The organism is Chloroflexota bacterium (assembly GCA_016197225.1).
Classification (GTDB): Bacteria; Chloroflexota; Anaerolineae; order Anaerolineales; family VGOW01; genus VGOW01.
Map to the genome: position 1 here is coordinate 1 of JACPWC010000102.1, position 14,827 is coordinate 14,827.

Genomic DNA, 14,827 nt, shown 5'->3' on the forward strand with positions numbered 1-14,827 from the left:
CCCATTTGAATCAGCATGCCGATCAATAACGGAATGTCATCTATTCGGGTCGAGGTTATGGGGAGCTGGGGTATCATATACCCCAGCATAACTCACCTAATTCAACTTTAACCCTAAAATTTTACTCGAAACGGGAGATATAAACAATCCTACAATCTTCCAGTCAATCTTCCCAGACTCAAAGACTCAAAGGAGAAACAAGCGAATGTTAATCAAACTCGAATCAGCATGGAAGCCCTTACGTATACTCCTATTTGCAACTCTTTTGTTATTAGGGCTGTGGGTGCCATTGCCATTGCCTAAAGCTCTTGCGGCATGTAGCGGTGATGCCTGTACAGGGCTATATGCAGGCTCTGCGGGTTGTACTGCCAACAATGCTAGCGATCCGAATTATAAGCTCGCCAGCGGCGCTAAAATTGAGCGTCGTCACTCGGACGGATGTGATGCTGACTGGACGAGAGTCACCAACGTATCAGGTGCGTCAAAATATACTGCTGGTAGCACAAGGTATGGATGCACCAACTATTGTTCTGACCAAAGCGTTGAATCCGGAGGATACCCACCAAATTCTCAGCCCATTGCCAATAACCAATCCGTGTATACACCAATGAAAGGCTTTGGGGCGGCAACCTCTGTGTTGGCTTGTGGCCGAGTATCGAGTTCCAGCATTTCGTTACCAGTGGGAGGAACATCACCATCAACCAGCAGTTATTGTACAGGATCGTGGTAGGTGGTAGCAGAGTCCATCACTTAACTGAGGAGAAAATATCATGTCCGGAATAAAATTACATAAACCAAATCAGAATCGGATTCTTGCCAACACTGTAGCCACAATCTTCGTTGCATCTACAATGTTATTGCTGGGTGTTTCTATCAGGTTTTGGCTGGTGGAGAACACGACCCTATCCGTTACGAACAGCATTGCAAGAGCCGAAAGCGCACTGCAACCAACCCCAGTTATCACTTCTCAGGCTTCCGGTCCAACGATCAGTCCAGATACAGGCTATACATTCGCTGGGCCGGGTTATCTCTTCAATCCAACTATTCAAACCCGTTTACAGATCAAATCCCAAATTCAACGTATTAACGGAGTTGAGTTTACGGCATCTGACTTTTATCAAGAGGCAGGCCGCGTATTTGCCAATGTGTGCTACCAGCTTCCAGGGAAAGGCGTTTGGGATATCAATGCAGTTACTCTCAAGTACGCCAATGGAGAGACATCGAATCTTTGGGTGCACGAAACATCTATTGAACTTGCCTCAGCGAATGGACAACCAGGACGCCGTTGTGTGACGCTCGAATTTGACGAGATTCCACCTCAGGCGGATCTATCGACGCTTAGTCTGAGCATTGGGAGCATAGGATTGATCCCGCCGCTTGAAGGCCACGAATGCGAAGAATATAACGCAAGATTGCAAAATGCCCCCAGCCTAAACAAACTTGGCATTAAGGCTCAGTGCAAACAACAAGATGGAGGCGCTCAGGTTGCCATCATCAGCAAACCGGCTTCCATGAGTATAGATGATGCGAATGTAACAATTGCCAAGGCAGTAAGCGGCTGGATAGATGGGCCGTGGACATTCACGGGTAGCCTGAACAAGTAAAGAGCGGCAACCTCAACAGGTTTTTCGACACCGAAAGCTCAACGGGGTTGATCGTTGGCCCGTGGGAGTTCACCGGCACAGTAATAAACAAGTGACAAGTGCTTTGTAGTGTGCGCTGAAGGAATAAAATACACCAGGCCTCTTGGTCTGGTGTATTTTCTTTCTGGACAGTGTGCGCCGCTCTTCTCAGTTCAGCTTACATTCTCACTCGCGGCGTCGAGCGCCGCCACTTCAGCTTCGGCCAGCCGCCAGCCGAGCGCGCCTGCGTTCTCGTGTGCTTGCCGAACGTTCTTCGCGCCGGGAATGGGAACCGCGCCTTTGCAGATCAACCAGTTGAGGGCAACTTGCGAAGGAGTCTTACGATGAGCCTGGCCGATTTCTTTGACGAGGCCGATGAGGGGCTGAACGCGAGTGAGATACTCGCGGTTGTAACGCATAGCCCGCAGGCCGGGCGGCGGCCTGCCCGGCGTGTACTTGCCGCTCAGGATGCCTTTGGCAATCGGGCTGTAGGCAATCGGCGTCACCCCCAGCTCGCGGCACGTTGCCAGCACGCCGTTTCGCTCAGGCAGGCGATGCAGGAGGCTGTATTCAATTTGGTTGGAAGCCAGAGGGAGGCCGCGCCTGGCCAACGTGTCGTGTGATCGTTTCATTTGATCGGCGCTGTAGTTGGAGACGCCGACACTGCGGGTGAGGCCGTCGCCGACGGCGTCGGCCATGGCCTCCATCCACGTTTCCACCGGAACCGGCGGGTGAGGCCAGTGAGTCTGGTACAAGTCCACCTGTTGCAGTCCGAGTCGCTTGAGGCTTCCGCGAAGCGCACACAGTAAATCGCCGCGTCGCAAGCGCCAGGGAAAGGGGTAAAACTTGGTGGCGATGACGACTTTCTCGCGCGCGGCAGAACTGCGGATGAACTCGCCCAGCTTGCGCTCCGAAGTCCACGGCCCGTAAAGTTCGGCGGTGTCAATGAAGTTGATGCCGGCCTTGAGGGTTTCGGCGAAGGCGGCTTGCACGTCGGCGTCGGTGTAGCTCTGGCCGTAGCCCCAGAAGAACCTGTCGCCCCACTGCCACGCGCCGATGCCGAGGGCGCTGAGGCGAAGGTTGGTTTGGCCGAGAGGGATAGTATCGTTTTCTGCCATGTGAGTTTGATAGCGAGGCCATCTAATCCGTTCCTTACTGTTGTGCTCAATTGAACTTGGTTCTGTTGGGGACGCCGCCCGGCAGATCAAAGCCGAAATGTTAGACAACAGGTTGAGGGCGGATTAGAGCCGCAATTTGATAATGATTGTGTATACACACAAAGGTTGTCAGCGGAGTTAGCACCCCAGGTGCGAACTTATTTGGAAGTATACTCGACGGCAACTTATGATCAATCCCTACTTCCCTTTCCACGCCCTCGGCTTCCGGTGCAATCCGTTCCGGGTGGTTACCGACGACGAGTGGGCCGAGATAGCCGTTCTGTCCGGGGCTGTCGAGTCGGCTGTGGCGGCGGGCTTCGTTCATCTTCAAGTGCTGGGTGCGTTGGGTCACGGCAAGACCACGACTCTGCTGGGGCTGGCGGCGCGGTTCCGGCAGGATGGCAAGCGCGTTGTTTACGAGTATTTGCCTGAAGGACAAACGCAATTTCACGCGAGCTTGAGCGGGCTTGAGGTGTTTCTGCTCGACGAGGCGCAACGGTTGAACCGGGGCGAGCGGGATCGTTTGTTGTCGGCGGCCCAACAGGCAAGAGGCGGCTTGACCTTAGTGATGAGCAGTCATGACGATCTCGCGCCGCTGTTCGCGAAGCGCGGCCTCTCGCTCACTACTGCTCATCTTGACAAGGCGGCGTCCCCTGATCATCTGAGCGCGGTGCTGGAACAGCGGCTGTCTTACTTCGCGCTCGATAACAACGCGCCAGGCGTGATTCTGACTCCCGACGCGGCGCGTTACCTTCACGAAACGTTCGGCGGAAACTTGCGGGCGATGCAATACTTCCTCTACGAAGTCTTCCAGCGGCTCAAGAGCAAGGGCGCGATCACGGCAGATTACTTGCGAACCCAGGCCGCTATCTTCGGCCCGGAGCCAAAATGAACGGCTGGCTGAAGTTGAGGTCGGGCGCAAGCGGGATGTCAATGTTGACGACGACTTCCCAGACGATGTTGATGTAATGCCCGGCGTAGCTCCAGGGTTCTTTGGGCAGGGTGAAGTGAAAATTTTGGCTGAGGGGCGTGTTCGCGGCCAGCGTGCCCTGAGCCATATCAATCTCGCCCACCCGGCCTTCGTTGCGGGTTCCGCGCCCCTCGGTGTGCCATTGCAAGCGCACGTAAACATGGTTGCACCGGATGTCGCCCTGCGGCACGATCTGCGCCGTGCCCTGCAAAACACTTCCTGGCTCAAAGCGCATCCACTCGCCTTCGGCCTCGCCGCCGCTCAGAGAAATTTGAATCGTTGCGTTTGCCATCGCTTATTTATGCCCTTTCTGCCAGCACCGTGATCGGATAGTCTTCGTTGAAGTCCGGCCAGCCGGCCATTTCTACTTTGGCCTTGAGAAACCACTGTAACTTGTTGCGCGGGGCGAGGAAGGTGTGCATGGCCTCCGGCGGAATCTGCAAGCGGCGCTGATCGCGGAACGTCTCACCCGCCTCGAAACGCCGGGCCGGAATCTCAAACTCTTGAATGAGGTTGTCGTGGTGAACCGTCACCGTATCGGTGCCGCGCTGGTAGGTGGCCGTCTCGCGGAAGATCAGTTGAAAGGCAATGCGCTTGACCTCGGTCGCGGCCTTGAACGTCTGCGTGTAAACCAGCGTCAGTTCCTCGCCGGGGCGCGGGGTGCTGTTGGAGATCGCAATGTCGGGCGCGGAGACGCGGGCGCGGGCGATCCACGGCCAGACAGCGTAAGCCAGCAGGCCAACGCCAATCACCAGGAACGGCAACGTAAACAGCGCCGGCCCGACTGTGCTCAATAACACCGTCGCCACGTCTTCGATGGAGCCGGACGTGAGCGATACCAGGCTAATGCTCAGCGGTACAATACAAGCGAAACAGGAAAAGCCGGTCCACACCAGCGCAAACAGTGCCAGACAGCCTCGCCCATATTTTTGCGCCGGTGATTGTTGCAGTTTTTGCATTTCGCTCTCCTGATTTGAAACAGAATCATAATGGCTTCCGTTCGCGTAATTGTACTAAATAGTCGAACCCTTTGCGACAGGAGAATCGAACAATGCGCTCCGCTCTCAGCCTCGAGTTTCGCTTTCTCATCTGGGCCAACCTGGGGGTTGCCGTCATTTTTGGGCTGTTGCTCTTCTTTCTTCCCACCTACACCGAAATCTATGCGCCCTGGGTGTTCTCTCACCCGCGCTCGGCCATCCTCATCGGCGTAGGTTACCTCAGCGCCGCCATCTATTACGTTTCCGTCCTGCGCCAGAACGATTGGGTGCAGGCCCGCAACGGCGCCCTGAACCTCATCGTCTTTTCGCTGGTCTTGCTCTTCGCCACCAGCACCGACTGGTCTGCCTTTCGGGCTTACCACCCGATCACGCTGGCCTGGCTGTTCTACTACTATGCCAACCCGTTGTTTGTGCCCATGATTGCCCGCTCGCAGAACATAATCACGCAGGGCGCAAGCGAGGGCGAGGTTGAGGTGGCTCCGCCCTGGCGAGCCTGGCTAAGCATTCGCGGGATTTTCTATTTGGCGGTAGCCCTGTTCATTTTTTTGTTCGTAGACACGGCCCGGAACGTTTGGCCGTGGCCGACCACGGGGCTGGACTTGCGGGTGTTCACCGGATTCATCGCCGTGGTCGGGTTGAGCGGGGCGGCGGCCATCGCCACCGTTTCTTGGCAACGCCTGCGGCTGGGCCTGGTCTTCAGCGGCGCGCTCGGTCTCTTGCATCTGGTTGGACTGCTGGCCGGCAGGGTGGAATACAACTGGTCTGCTCCGCTCGGAATTCTATTGCCCGTTATGTTCGCCGAGTGGTTCCTGACTTCGCTGGCGCTACACGTCGTCTATCGTAAACAATAGAGCGGTGGTTGTAGAGCGAGTTGACCGCTTCGCGTCGCTCTACATTTCGAGAATGAGGAGAGGCCAATGATTCAAAATCGAGAAACCACTTTGGTGCAATACGGCATGTGGCTGATTGGCGTGGTGTACGTGGCGCTGGGCGTGGCCGGGTTTCTGCCGATTGATTTTATCAACCCGGTGCATCACGACGGCATTGGGGCGCGCTATCTCGTGAACCTGGTTGCCATCAACGCTCTGCACAATATCATTCACCTTGCCATCGGCCTGCCGGCGCTGTGGGCGGCCCGGTCTTTCGCCAACGCCCAGCTTTGGGGCAAGATCGCCGGGGCAGTGTTGTTGCTCCTGTTTGTCGCCGGAATGATTCAGGCGTTCCTCGAAGGCTTTCCAATTGACCAGTCGTTCCTGGGATTGGTCCCGCTCAATTCGCCCGGCCATATTTTGCATCTGACCTCCGGCGCAATTGCGCTCTATCTGGGGCTGATGCGGCCTTCGTCATAGACCCGGCTGGTTGCTCTCCAACCGCGTCCCCGCGATTGTCCCCTGCGAGGACGCAGGCTTGGAGCGGCGTTTTAGGCGCTCTCTACAGCCGCCAGTATTTCCCATCCGCTCTCTGCATCAACTTATATTCGATCAGGCCCCGGCCCAGGCTGGCCGTGTCGGCGTGAAAGCGGGCCACGATCTCGTTGACCTGTTTCTCGCTGTACTGCTTGCCCGTCTCGAACTCTTTGACGATGCGCCGAAGCACGGCCTGAAACTTCTTCTGCTGGGCCGGAATTTCTTTGAGCGAGCCGTCGCGTTTGCTGAAGTCGCGGATCACTTTGCGGTCATAGGCTTCTACGTCGAGTGACTCGGTGGTCTGCTGAATTTTTCCCGAATCTCGCTCTGGTATAATCGCTCGATATGGCAAAACAAACAGCGCCTTCAACGCCGCCGCCGCGATTATGCCCCACTTGCGGCACGCGCGTCGGCGACCTGGCTACCAAGTGCATCGTGTGCGGCGCTGATCTCGGCGGCCCGGCCTCGAACACCCAGCCTCAGCGCGCCCTCCGTCGTTCACTCCTGCCGCCGCGCCCGTCATTCATGCGCCCCGCCGATCAGCCTTTGTCTCCGCCTTCGCCGACCACCACCACCCCGCCCTCGGGTGTTCCCACCGGGCCGGCGGCTCAACCTTCGTCAACAGCCCCGGCGCAGGGCCGTCGCGGAGTTACCCTGTCCCTTCCAATTGCCGTCGCCGTCATCCTCATCTTTTTGTTGATGGGGACGGTGCTGGTGCTGGGGGCGACGGGCATCATCTCGTTTGGCAGTCCACCCACGCCCACTGTAACGTTGACTCCAACAGTCCCGCCGACGTTGACTCTTGCGCCAACGGCAACCGAGACGACGGCCCCCAGCCCCACGCCTCTGCCGCCGGTTGAGTACACGGTGACTTCGGGCGACACTTGCATCAGCATCGCCTTCAACGCCAACATCGGTTTGCAGGCTTTGCTTGAGGTGAACGGACTCTCGCAAGCCTGCCCGCTGATCGTGGGTCAGAAGCTCACGGTTCCGCAACCTACTTACACGCCCACGCCGTTGCCCACCAACACACTCGAAGCCGTTGCCCTCACCGAAACTGCCCGCCCGCGCACCACCTATACGGTTGTCGCCAATGACACGCTGTTTAGCATTGCCGCGTTTTATAACGTTGACCCGGCGGCGCTGGCCGCTGAAAACGGAATTCCGCCGCCGGACTATCCGATCACGGTCGGGCTGGTGCTGACGATTCCCCTTGACCGCCCGCCGCCGACGGTTGGGCCGTCGCCCACGGCCACGGCCTTGCCGCCGTACCCGGCCCCGATTCTGCTCAGCCCGCCAGAGGGCGCGGCCATTTCGCCCATCGAGCAAACGGTGACGTTGCAATGGAACGCAGTGGACATTTTGCAGGAAGGTGAAGTGTATCTGGTGAGCATCGAGGACGTGACCTGCAACTGCGCCCGGCGCAAGCTGGACACGACGACGGCGACTCGCTACATCGTGAACGTGGACATGAAGCCCGAAGAGGCCGCCCCGCACGTGTTCAAATGGTCGGTGGTCACTGCCCGGCAAACCGGCACCAACGACAAGGGCGACCCGATCTACGAGCCGGCCGGGGCCACCAGCGACATGCGGACGTTCACCTGGACGGGAATCGGGGTGGCGACGACGGCGACGCCGAGTCCGTGAAGGTAATTGGTAAATAGCAATTGGTAAATGAAAACAATCGCCCCGGTTTGCAGGCCGGGGCGATTGTTTTTTTGCAGGTCCTTCAAAAGCGGCCATTCACCCGCATTGTCGTCGGCGCGGCTGATGCCTTCCAGAAACTCTACGAAGGCCAACAATTCCGTTCGCGGCGTGTAGCGGCCTCCCGGCGGCGGGCGGCCTGCTCGCGGGGGTGTTTGAGGTAGGGGATGTAGTCTGGGGCTGTTGGGGTCGTCACGGTAGACAGCTTACTCCAAATGTTGCCGTCGCCACTCAAACAGCGCTACTGCCAGCGCGTGGGTCACGTTCATCGAGCCGTTCACGCCGAACATTGGGATGTGAACGGCTTGCTGGCACTGGCGGAGCAGGGGAGCAGGAATACCATGCTTCTCACTCCCAATCACGAAGGTGCACATTGTTGGCAGTTCAGTCTCAAAGATGCTGACAGAAGTTGTCGTCAACTCCAGCGCCATGAGCGGTTGAAACGACGAGACCCGCTCCAAAAATTCTGCCGTGGCGAATCGTTCCCAACGAACCAGCGCCTCGGTACTGCGCGCCGTCCGCCGGATGCGGGTTAAATCCGGTTCGGCTTCGTTGACGAAGATCACCTGTTGCGTGCCAACGGCGTCGGCCAAGCGGAGCACCGCGCCGATGTTTTCTGACACTTGCAGTCCGGCAGCCACAATCGTCGGGCCGGGTAGGAGCAACCGCCCTGCGCGCAGTGCTTTCTGCCGCTTGTATAACTCCTGGCCTTCAAGTTGTTCGCCAGCGGGAGCCAATGTCTCAATGCTCATATTCCAGCGAAGACCTGACAGGTTTTTCGCGAAGCGAACCTGTCAGGTCTTTGTGCTTTACAACTTATACCCCCTCAACCTCAAACTATTCGTCACCACAAAAATTGAACTGAAGGCCATCGCCCCCGCCGCCAGCACCGGAACCAGGAAGCCGAACGCCGCCGCCGGGATCAGGATGATGTTGTAGAAGAAGGCCCAGAACAGGTTTTGCTTGATGGTGCGCATCGTCTGCTTGGAGAGGCCGATGGCGCGCGGCACACCGCGCAGGTCGCCGCTTATCAGCGTCACCGGGGCGGCGGCCATGGCTACGTCGGCCCCGGTGCCAATGGCGATGCCCACGTCGGCCTGGGCCAGGGCCGGGGCGTCGTTCACCCCGTCGCCGACCATCGCCACAATCCTACCGTTTGCCCGTACGGGCAATTCATGAATTGCCCCTACTTGCAACTGCTTCACCATTGCCGCCTTATCGCCCGGCAAAACTTCGGCGATGACGCGGTCTACGCCGGCGGCTTTGCCAATCGCTTCCGCCGTCTTCTGGTTGTCGCCGGTCAGCATCACCACTTCCAAACCAAGACGATGAAGCTCCGCAATCGCTTCCGCCGAGCCTTCTTTGATCGTATCGGCCACGGCAATCACGCCTGCAACTTCGCCGTCCACGGCCACCAGCATCGGCGTCTTGGCTTCGGCCTGCAAGCGGGCTACGTCCGCGCCCAAGCCATTTACCGACAGCCCACGCGACTCCATCATCCGCAAGTTGCCCACCAGCACTTCGCGCCCGCCGATGTGAGCCGTGATGCCCTGACCGCTGACCGAGTTGAAGCCGTCAACCGATTCGAGCGACAGCCCGCGCTCCGTGGCCGCCGCCACAATGGCTTCGCCGAGCGGGTGCTCACTGCCTTTTTCGGCAGAGGCGGCCAAAGTTAGTAATTGGTTATTAGTTATTGGCTGTGAGTCAATAACCAATAACGAATTACCAATCACTACATCGGTGACCGTCGGCCTGCCTTTTGTAATCGTCCCCGTCTTGTCTAGCACCACCGTCCGAATCTTGCCCGCGTTCTGCAAAGCCTCGGACGATTTGAACAGGATGCCGTGCTCCGCGCCCTTGCCGGTGCCGACCATGATCGCCGTGGGCGTGGCCAGGCCCAGCGCGCACGGGCAGGCGATGACGAGGACGGCAATCGCATTGATCAACGCCGTTGTGAAATTGCCCGATACAGCCCACCAAACGAGGAACGTCAAGGCGGCGATAGCGATGACAATCGGCACAAACACCGCCGACACTTGATCGGCCAGCTTTTGGATCGGCGCTTTACTGCCCTGCGCCTCTTCGACCAGTTTGATGATCTGGGCCAGCGCCGTCTCTTTGCCGACTTTGGTCGCCTCAAACTTGAACGACCCTTGTTTGTTGATGGTGCCGCCGATCACGGGCAGGCCGGCCCTTTTTTCAACCGGCATTGACTCGCCGGTCAGCATCGACTCGTCAATTGTGGACTTGCCTTCGACGACGACGCCGTCTACTGGAATCTTCTCGCCAGGGCGAACGATGACCAGGTCGCTCACCCGCACGTCGTCAATCGGGATGTCGGCTTCGACGCCGTCGCGGATGGTGCGGGCGGTCTTGGCCCGCAGGCCCATCAGCTTTTTGATGGCTTCGCTGGTTCGGCCCTTGGCCCGCGCTTCGAGGAACTTGCCCAGCACGATCAGGGTGATGATGACGGCGGCGGTTTCAAAGTAGACGTGGCCGCTCAACCAGCCGAACAGGATCGGCAGTGAGTAGAAGTAGGCCGCCGAACTGCCCATAGCGATCAGCACGTCCATGTTGGCCGAGCCGTTGCGCAAAGACTTGTAGCCGCCAACGTAATACTGCCAGCCGACGTAAAATTGCACCGGCGTTGCCAGGGCAAATAACAGCCAATTGAACCACCACACAGCTTCTTGCTTCATCCCGGCCATCGCCACATGAGTCGTGTCGAGGAAGAACGAAGGCAGTACGCCAAAGTCGCGCATCATCGAAAGCGCGAACAGCGGCACGCTGAGGATCAGGCCGACGATGAGCAAATGTTTCTGGTGGTTGATCTCTTTCTCGCGCGCCTGCCGTTCCGCGTCTTCGACGTTGCCTTCGGCAATTACCGCCTCAAACCCCGAACTACTGATGGCCGATCTCAAATCGCCCTGGCTCACGAGCGTGGGAATGTAATTCACTGCCGCTTTCTCAGTGGCAAAGCTGACCTTTGCCGACAGCACGCCATCGAGCCTGCTCAAGGTTTTTTCCAAACGGCGGGCGTCGTTGTCATCGCTCAACCGTTTGATCGGCAAAACGGCTTCGGCGACGGCTACCCCGTAGCCGGCTTTCTCGATGCGGGCGATGACTTGATCCTGAGTCAGTTGTGCCGGATCAAATTCGAGCGTCGCCCTTTCAGAGGCCAGGTTGACGTTGACGTTGGCCGCCGTCGGCAGTTTCTTGAGGTTGCGCTCAATCGTCGCCGCGCAGTTGGCGCAGGTCATGCCGGTGACGGGGAGGGTGAGTTGTTTGGTAGGCATACTTATTCCTTGCTTCTCAATGCTTTGTAAGAAGAGAGTGAGCCGAAGACGGTTGTAAACCACGCCGGCTCTTCAATCTTTTCAAAACCGGCGTGGCGCATCATCTCTGGCAACCGGCCTTCGATGTTATCAGCCGCCCGTTCGAGTCGGCGGACAAACTGAGAGATGAAGTGAGCAAACGCATTGTGCGGCTTGCCGAAGTCCACGAGATGTAACTCGCCGCCGGGCCGCAGAACCCGAAACGTCTCGTTCAGGGCGCGCTGTTTATCTTCTCTGGCCAGGTGATGAAACACCAGGCTGGACAGCACCCGGTCGAATGAGGCGTCAGGGTAAGGCAACTGAAAGGCCAGGCCGTGATCCAGCTTGATGTCCACCCCGGCCTTTGCCGCTTTGGCCCGGCCAATTTCGAGCACCTGCGTATCTCCATCCAGCCCGACGACCTCAGCCTCAGGGTGAGTCTGCTTGACGAGGATGGTGAGGGTAGCCGTGCCACAGCCCAGGTCGAGCACGCGCTGGCCTTGCCCGATGTTGGCCTGCTTGATCAGGGCGCGCTTGAACGTCTCCTCGCGCATGACCCAACTGAGCAACGGGTCGTAGAGCGGGGTCAGGCTTTTGTGTCCCAGCGCCGGAATGTACTTGTCGCCCTGGCTCATGGCGAGGTTTACTTTTCTACTGGATAGCCGATCTCGGCCATCAAGGCTTCGATCTGCTCTTTCGTCGCCGGGTCGTCGTAGGCAATCGTCACCAGCTTGCTATCCTGCGTAGCGACGACGCTCTTCACGCCCACAAGTTCGCTCACTTCGTTCTGGATCGTCTTCACGCAGTGGCCGCACGAAATGGCCGGCGCTTTGAGGGTAATGGTGGTCATGGTTGTAGGAATCTCCTTAGATTGTTGATATGATTCTGACGACGGACGATTGGCGAAAGACGACTGTCGTTTGCCGTCCACCGTCTATCGTCAAGTTGGCATCTTTACACCTTTGTCGCCGTCTCAAACACGTCGGCGATCTCGGCCAGCACCCGTTCGCGCTCGTTCGGGTCTTCGCCCCGCACGGCGGTGATCACGCAGTGGTGCAGGTGTTCGTCGAGTATCTGCGCTTTCACTTTGTTGAGCGCGGCCTGAATGGCCTGAATCTGGGCGATGACTTCGATGCAGTAAGCATCGTCTTCGATCATCTTTTCCACGCCCTTCACATGCCCGGCCACACTCTTCAGCCGCCGCAAGGTGTCCGCTTTTCTCTTGTTGTCTTCCATGTCGCTCGCCCTTTCTAGCTAGACCCCCCCCAGGGGGGATGGGTAAACTATTGGCATTTTACCCGGCTTTTTGGGGTAGAGTCAAGTATGAAGTTCATTAACGGCCAGTGCCAAATGTCACGGCCTTTAAAAAGAGACCGCTTCCCCGATGTTGGGGAAGCGGTCTCTACCGTTGAAGCCGGAGCAAACCGGTCAGGCCGGGCGAGGGAACGGCGCAACGTAGAGCAACATCACCATGAAGTGGCAAGCGCATCCGCCGATCACAAATAGGTGCCACACTTCGTGGAAGCCAAACACGCCAGGGACGAAGTTGAAGGTCTTGGTGACATACACAACCGCGCCGACGGTGAAGAACAGACCACCCGCCACCAGCCAGAGGATGGCCGCCACTGGAAACACTCGGATGATCTCGTTGACGCCCATCACTGCCAACCAGCCCATGATCACGTACACGCCCGCCGTGAGCAGGCGCGGCGTTTTGATGAAGGCGATCTTGAAGCCGCTTCCGGCCAGCGCGATAGCCCAAATGATGGACAACAGCCCCCACCTCCAAAATCCGGTGAACATGTTGAAGCAAATTGGCGTGTACGTCCCGGCGATCAAAAAATAAATCGCCGTATGATCGAGCTTACGCAAGAACTGGATTCTTTGCGGCGAGCCTTTGATGAGATGGTAAGCGGCACTGGCCAGCAGTAACAGCGTCAGGCTGGCGCCGTAGACGACGAACGAAAGCTGTTTAGGCCAATCGTTGCGGCTGATGATGACCAGCGCCGCCAGGCCGACGGCGGCCAGGATTGCGGCGAAGTAGTGAGTCAACCCGTTGACGGGTTCGCGAAGTTTGTTGAGCATAGAGCCTCCCGGCGCTGATCATAGCATAAGGTTAGTTGACTTTCTCTCGCCCACGCCGCCGCGCCCGGCGACCCGGCGAGTCGCCAGTGGAGGCCGCCACTGCCGGGGCAGGGGTTTCCGGGAACGGGGCGTCGGTGGTCAGGCCGGATCGAATGATGCGCCGCAGTTCGGCATCAACCGCCGAATCAGTTTCAACCGGCGTGTAAGTTGCCAGCCGCCGTTCAACTTCGTGATGCGCCCTCTGCTGTAAGCTCAGGCCGCCCTGATTCATCCACGTCTCACGGTTGACTCGATCCACCGTCGGCCCCGGCAGGTAAAGCTCCTGCGGCCAATACTTGAGAGTGTGCTCGGCGGTAATCATATGTTGCTCTTCAAGCAAGTGACGAACGAGATCAACCGTGTTCAAATCTTCCAGCGGCGTGAACTCGCGCATGAAGTGCAAAGCCTGGCCGCACAACTCGTCGTCGAACACCAGCTTCTCCAGGCTGAAGGTCAGCACGTAATCCAACATGCCCGGCCCGGACACCGAGTTGACTCCGGCCAACGCCGCCAGCAAAGCACTGCCAAACGTCTCGGCCCCGGCCTGCGCGTCGAGGAACTTGCCTTCGCTCAAGGCCATATAGCTTTGAGTCGGCAGGCCCAACGATTTGGCGACTTCCACATAAGCGACATCAAGATGCAGGGCCTCAATCGCCGCCATCGGCGCAGACGCCGTCTTCATATGGAACGTGGCCGGAGCGCCGCCGAACAACACAGGCGCGCCCGGTTTGATGATCTGGGCCATCGTCAGCCCGGCCAGCACGTCGGCGCAGTGGCTCACCGTTGCGCCGACAAGAGTCACTGGCGCGATGAGGCCCATGAGCGTGACTGGCACAATTTCAACCGGGATGCCAAGCTCAACACAGTCCACCAAGTTCTGGCACGAGTCTTCGCTATAGCGAAACATGCCGGTGGCGGTGATGGTGAAGATGGACATCGGGCGGGCGATCAGGTCGGCCTTGTCGCGCCGGAAGAGTCCCATCATCTCGGTCATGCGCGGCACGCCATGCTCGGTGAACGCGCCAGACACTACGGGCTTGAGCGAGTTCGTCAAGCACAAATACAGCCGCCACGCATCTGACACTTGCGGCTCGATGTCGTTCGTCGAGAAGGCGGTGGCGAGATATGAGATGTTCGAAAGCCCATCCGCCAGCCGCACATACTCAACGAAGTCGTGTGTTTTGGAAAGTCGGGTCTCGCCAGAACGATGGTCGAGAATCTTGAGTCCGCTGGACCCGGGCACAAAGTGGACTCGGTTTCCGCCAAGTTCAGTGTGCGGCTTGCCATTTCGATCATACAGGGTGAAGGATCGCGGCGCGCTGGCGATGGCCTTGTCCACTACATCGGGCGTAAACAGCACGCGGCCACTCGAAGGGTCTTGTCGCAGACCATAGTCGAGCAGGCGCTGGCGCAGGCCCTGCCCGCGCACTTCGATGCCAATCTCGTGCAGGATACGCTTGGCCTCGTCGAGAATCTTTGGGATGAGGTCGTCGGGAATCACCTTGAGCGTGGGTCGCATGGCGTTACTCCGA

The 14,827-nt window shown here is 58.2% G+C and carries 18 protein-coding genes; 6 read left to right on the plus strand and 12 right to left on the minus strand.

Going from position 1 to position 14,827, the window contains the following annotated elements:
* Positions 1–205: 205 nt before the first annotated feature.
* On the plus strand, positions 206–730 hold the full coding sequence (locus HYZ49_17030) for a DUF2690 domain-containing protein (protein ID MBI3243988.1): 525 nt from the start codon (positions 206–208) through the stop codon (positions 728–730).
* Positions 731–770: 40 nt separating this feature from the next.
* On the plus strand, positions 771–1,604 hold the full coding sequence (locus HYZ49_17035; protein ID MBI3243989.1) for a hypothetical protein: 834 nt from the start codon (positions 771–773) through the stop codon (positions 1,602–1,604).
* Positions 1,605–1,795: 191 nt separating this feature from the next.
* Here HYZ49_17035 and HYZ49_17040 read toward each other — a convergent pair whose 3' ends face one another.
* Entirely contained in the window at positions 1,796–2,740 is a 945-nt protein-coding gene (locus HYZ49_17040; protein ID MBI3243990.1) for an aldo/keto reductase, read from the minus strand.
* A 226-nt stretch (positions 2,741–2,966) separates the two neighbouring features.
* Here HYZ49_17040 and HYZ49_17045 point away from each other — a divergent pair, with 226 nt between their 5' ends.
* Positions 2,967–3,671, plus strand: coding sequence for an ATP-binding protein (locus HYZ49_17045; protein ID MBI3243991.1), 705 nt, complete (start codon positions 2,967–2,969; stop codon positions 3,669–3,671).
* Here the strand turns inward: HYZ49_17045 and HYZ49_17050 are convergent.
* Entirely contained in the window at positions 3,646–4,041 is a 396-nt protein-coding gene (locus HYZ49_17050; GenBank protein ID MBI3243992.1) for a hypothetical protein, read from the minus strand. The two genes, HYZ49_17045 and HYZ49_17050, sit on opposite strands and share 26 nt — an antisense overlap.
* Before the next feature lie 7 nt (positions 4,042–4,048).
* A complete protein-coding gene (locus HYZ49_17055; protein ID MBI3243993.1) occupies positions 4,049–4,708 on the minus strand; it encodes a hypothetical protein in 660 nt (219 codons plus the stop codon).
* Positions 4,709–4,800: 92 nt separating this feature from the next.
* On the opposite strand from HYZ49_17055, the gene HYZ49_17060 reads away from it, so the two are divergent.
* Entirely contained in the window at positions 4,801–5,598 is a 798-nt protein-coding gene (locus HYZ49_17060; GenBank protein MBI3243994.1) for a hypothetical protein, read from the plus strand.
* Between the two features lie 66 nt (positions 5,599–5,664).
* Complete coding sequence (locus HYZ49_17065) at positions 5,665–6,096, plus strand: DUF4383 domain-containing protein (GenBank protein ID MBI3243995.1); 432 nt, start codon at positions 5,665–5,667, stop codon at positions 6,094–6,096.
* An 82-nt stretch (positions 6,097–6,178) separates the two neighbouring features.
* On the opposite strand, the gene HYZ49_17070 is transcribed toward HYZ49_17065, so the two are convergent.
* Entirely contained in the window at positions 6,179–6,505 is a 327-nt protein-coding gene (locus tag HYZ49_17070; GenBank protein MBI3243996.1) for a DUF2087 domain-containing protein, read from the minus strand.
* Here HYZ49_17070 and HYZ49_17075 point away from each other — a divergent pair.
* Entirely contained in the window at positions 6,499–7,800 is a 1,302-nt protein-coding gene (locus tag HYZ49_17075; protein MBI3243997.1) for a LysM peptidoglycan-binding domain-containing protein, read from the plus strand. The two genes, HYZ49_17070 and HYZ49_17075, sit on opposite strands and share 7 nt — an antisense overlap.
* Here HYZ49_17075 and HYZ49_17080 read toward each other — a convergent pair.
* The 8 genes from HYZ49_17080 to HYZ49_17115 form a co-directional block, all read right to left on the minus strand.
* A complete protein-coding gene (locus tag HYZ49_17080; protein ID MBI3243998.1) occupies positions 7,713–7,955 on the minus strand; it encodes a hypothetical protein in 243 nt (80 codons plus the stop codon). The genes HYZ49_17075 and HYZ49_17080 overlap by 88 nt on opposite strands.
* Before the next feature lie 108 nt (positions 7,956–8,063).
* Entirely contained in the window at positions 8,064–8,609 is a 546-nt protein-coding gene (locus HYZ49_17085; GenBank protein ID MBI3243999.1) for a TrmH family RNA methyltransferase, read from the minus strand.
* A gap of 57 nt (positions 8,610–8,666) precedes the next feature.
* Positions 8,667–11,153 (minus strand): copper-translocating P-type ATPase, encoded by a 2,487-nt coding sequence (locus tag HYZ49_17090; GenBank protein ID MBI3244000.1) that lies wholly within the window; start codon positions 11,151–11,153, stop codon positions 8,667–8,669.
* Positions 11,154–11,155: 2 nt separating this feature from the next.
* Positions 11,156–11,806 carry a methyltransferase domain-containing protein gene (locus tag HYZ49_17095; protein ID MBI3244001.1) on the minus strand — a complete coding sequence of 217 codons (651 nt, stop codon included), beginning with the start codon at positions 11,804–11,806 and terminating at the stop codon, positions 11,156–11,158.
* Positions 11,807–11,814: 8 nt separating this feature from the next.
* Positions 11,815–12,021: a heavy-metal-associated domain-containing protein gene (locus HYZ49_17100; protein ID MBI3244002.1), complete on the minus strand. Its 207-nt coding sequence runs from the start codon at positions 12,019–12,021 to the stop codon at positions 11,815–11,817.
* A 104-nt stretch (positions 12,022–12,125) separates the two neighbouring features.
* Positions 12,126–12,407 carry a metal-sensing transcriptional repressor gene (locus tag HYZ49_17105; protein MBI3244003.1) on the minus strand — a complete coding sequence of 94 codons (282 nt, stop codon included), beginning with the start codon at positions 12,405–12,407 and terminating at the stop codon, positions 12,126–12,128.
* 192 nt (positions 12,408–12,599) lie between these two features.
* Positions 12,600–13,256: a hemolysin III family protein gene (locus tag HYZ49_17110; GenBank protein MBI3244004.1), complete on the minus strand. Its 657-nt coding sequence runs from the start codon at positions 13,254–13,256 to the stop codon at positions 12,600–12,602.
* Positions 13,257–13,287: 31 nt separating this feature from the next.
* Positions 13,288–14,814 carry a trimethylamine methyltransferase family protein gene (locus HYZ49_17115; protein ID MBI3244005.1) on the minus strand — a complete coding sequence of 509 codons (1,527 nt, stop codon included), beginning with the start codon at positions 14,812–14,814 and terminating at the stop codon, positions 13,288–13,290.
* Between the last annotated feature and the right edge of the window lie 13 nt (positions 14,815–14,827).

Bases quoted from the DNA above. Each gene is read 5' to 3' on its own strand.
- HYZ49_17030 (MBI3243988.1), top strand. From the start codon at position 206: ATGTTAATCAAACTCGAATCAGCATGGAAGCCCTTACGTATACTCCTA.
- HYZ49_17035 (MBI3243989.1), top strand. From the start codon at position 771: ATGTCCGGAATAAAATTACATAAACCAAATCAGAATCGGATTCTTGCC.
- HYZ49_17040 (MBI3243990.1), bottom strand. From the start codon at position 2,740: ATGGCAGAAAACGATACTATCCCTCTCGGCCAAACCAACCTTCGCCTC.
- HYZ49_17045 (MBI3243991.1), top strand. From the start codon at position 2,967: ATGATCAATCCCTACTTCCCTTTCCACGCCCTCGGCTTCCGGTGCAAT.
- HYZ49_17050 (MBI3243992.1), bottom strand. From the start codon at position 4,041: ATGGCAAACGCAACGATTCAAATTTCTCTGAGCGGCGGCGAGGCCGAA.
- HYZ49_17055 (MBI3243993.1), bottom strand. From the start codon at position 4,708: ATGCAAAAACTGCAACAATCACCGGCGCAAAAATATGGGCGAGGCTGT.
- HYZ49_17060 (MBI3243994.1), top strand. From the start codon at position 4,801: ATGCGCTCCGCTCTCAGCCTCGAGTTTCGCTTTCTCATCTGGGCCAAC.
- HYZ49_17065 (MBI3243995.1), top strand. From the start codon at position 5,665: ATGATTCAAAATCGAGAAACCACTTTGGTGCAATACGGCATGTGGCTG.
- HYZ49_17075 (MBI3243997.1), top strand. From the start codon at position 6,499: ATGGCAAAACAAACAGCGCCTTCAACGCCGCCGCCGCGATTATGCCCC.
- HYZ49_17085 (MBI3243999.1), bottom strand. From the start codon at position 8,609: ATGAGCATTGAGACATTGGCTCCCGCTGGCGAACAACTTGAAGGCCAG.
- HYZ49_17090 (MBI3244000.1), bottom strand. From the start codon at position 11,153: ATGCCTACCAAACAACTCACCCTCCCCGTCACCGGCATGACCTGCGCC.
- HYZ49_17095 (MBI3244001.1), bottom strand. From the start codon at position 11,806: ATGAGCCAGGGCGACAAGTACATTCCGGCGCTGGGACACAAAAGCCTG.
- HYZ49_17100 (MBI3244002.1), bottom strand. From the start codon at position 12,021: ATGACCACCATTACCCTCAAAGCGCCGGCCATTTCGTGCGGCCACTGC.
- HYZ49_17105 (MBI3244003.1), bottom strand. From the start codon at position 12,407: ATGGAAGACAACAAGAGAAAAGCGGACACCTTGCGGCGGCTGAAGAGT.
- HYZ49_17110 (MBI3244004.1), bottom strand. From the start codon at position 13,256: ATGCTCAACAAACTTCGCGAACCCGTCAACGGGTTGACTCACTACTTC.
- HYZ49_17115 (MBI3244005.1), bottom strand. From the start codon at position 14,814: ATGCGACCCACGCTCAAGGTGATTCCCGACGACCTCATCCCAAAGATT.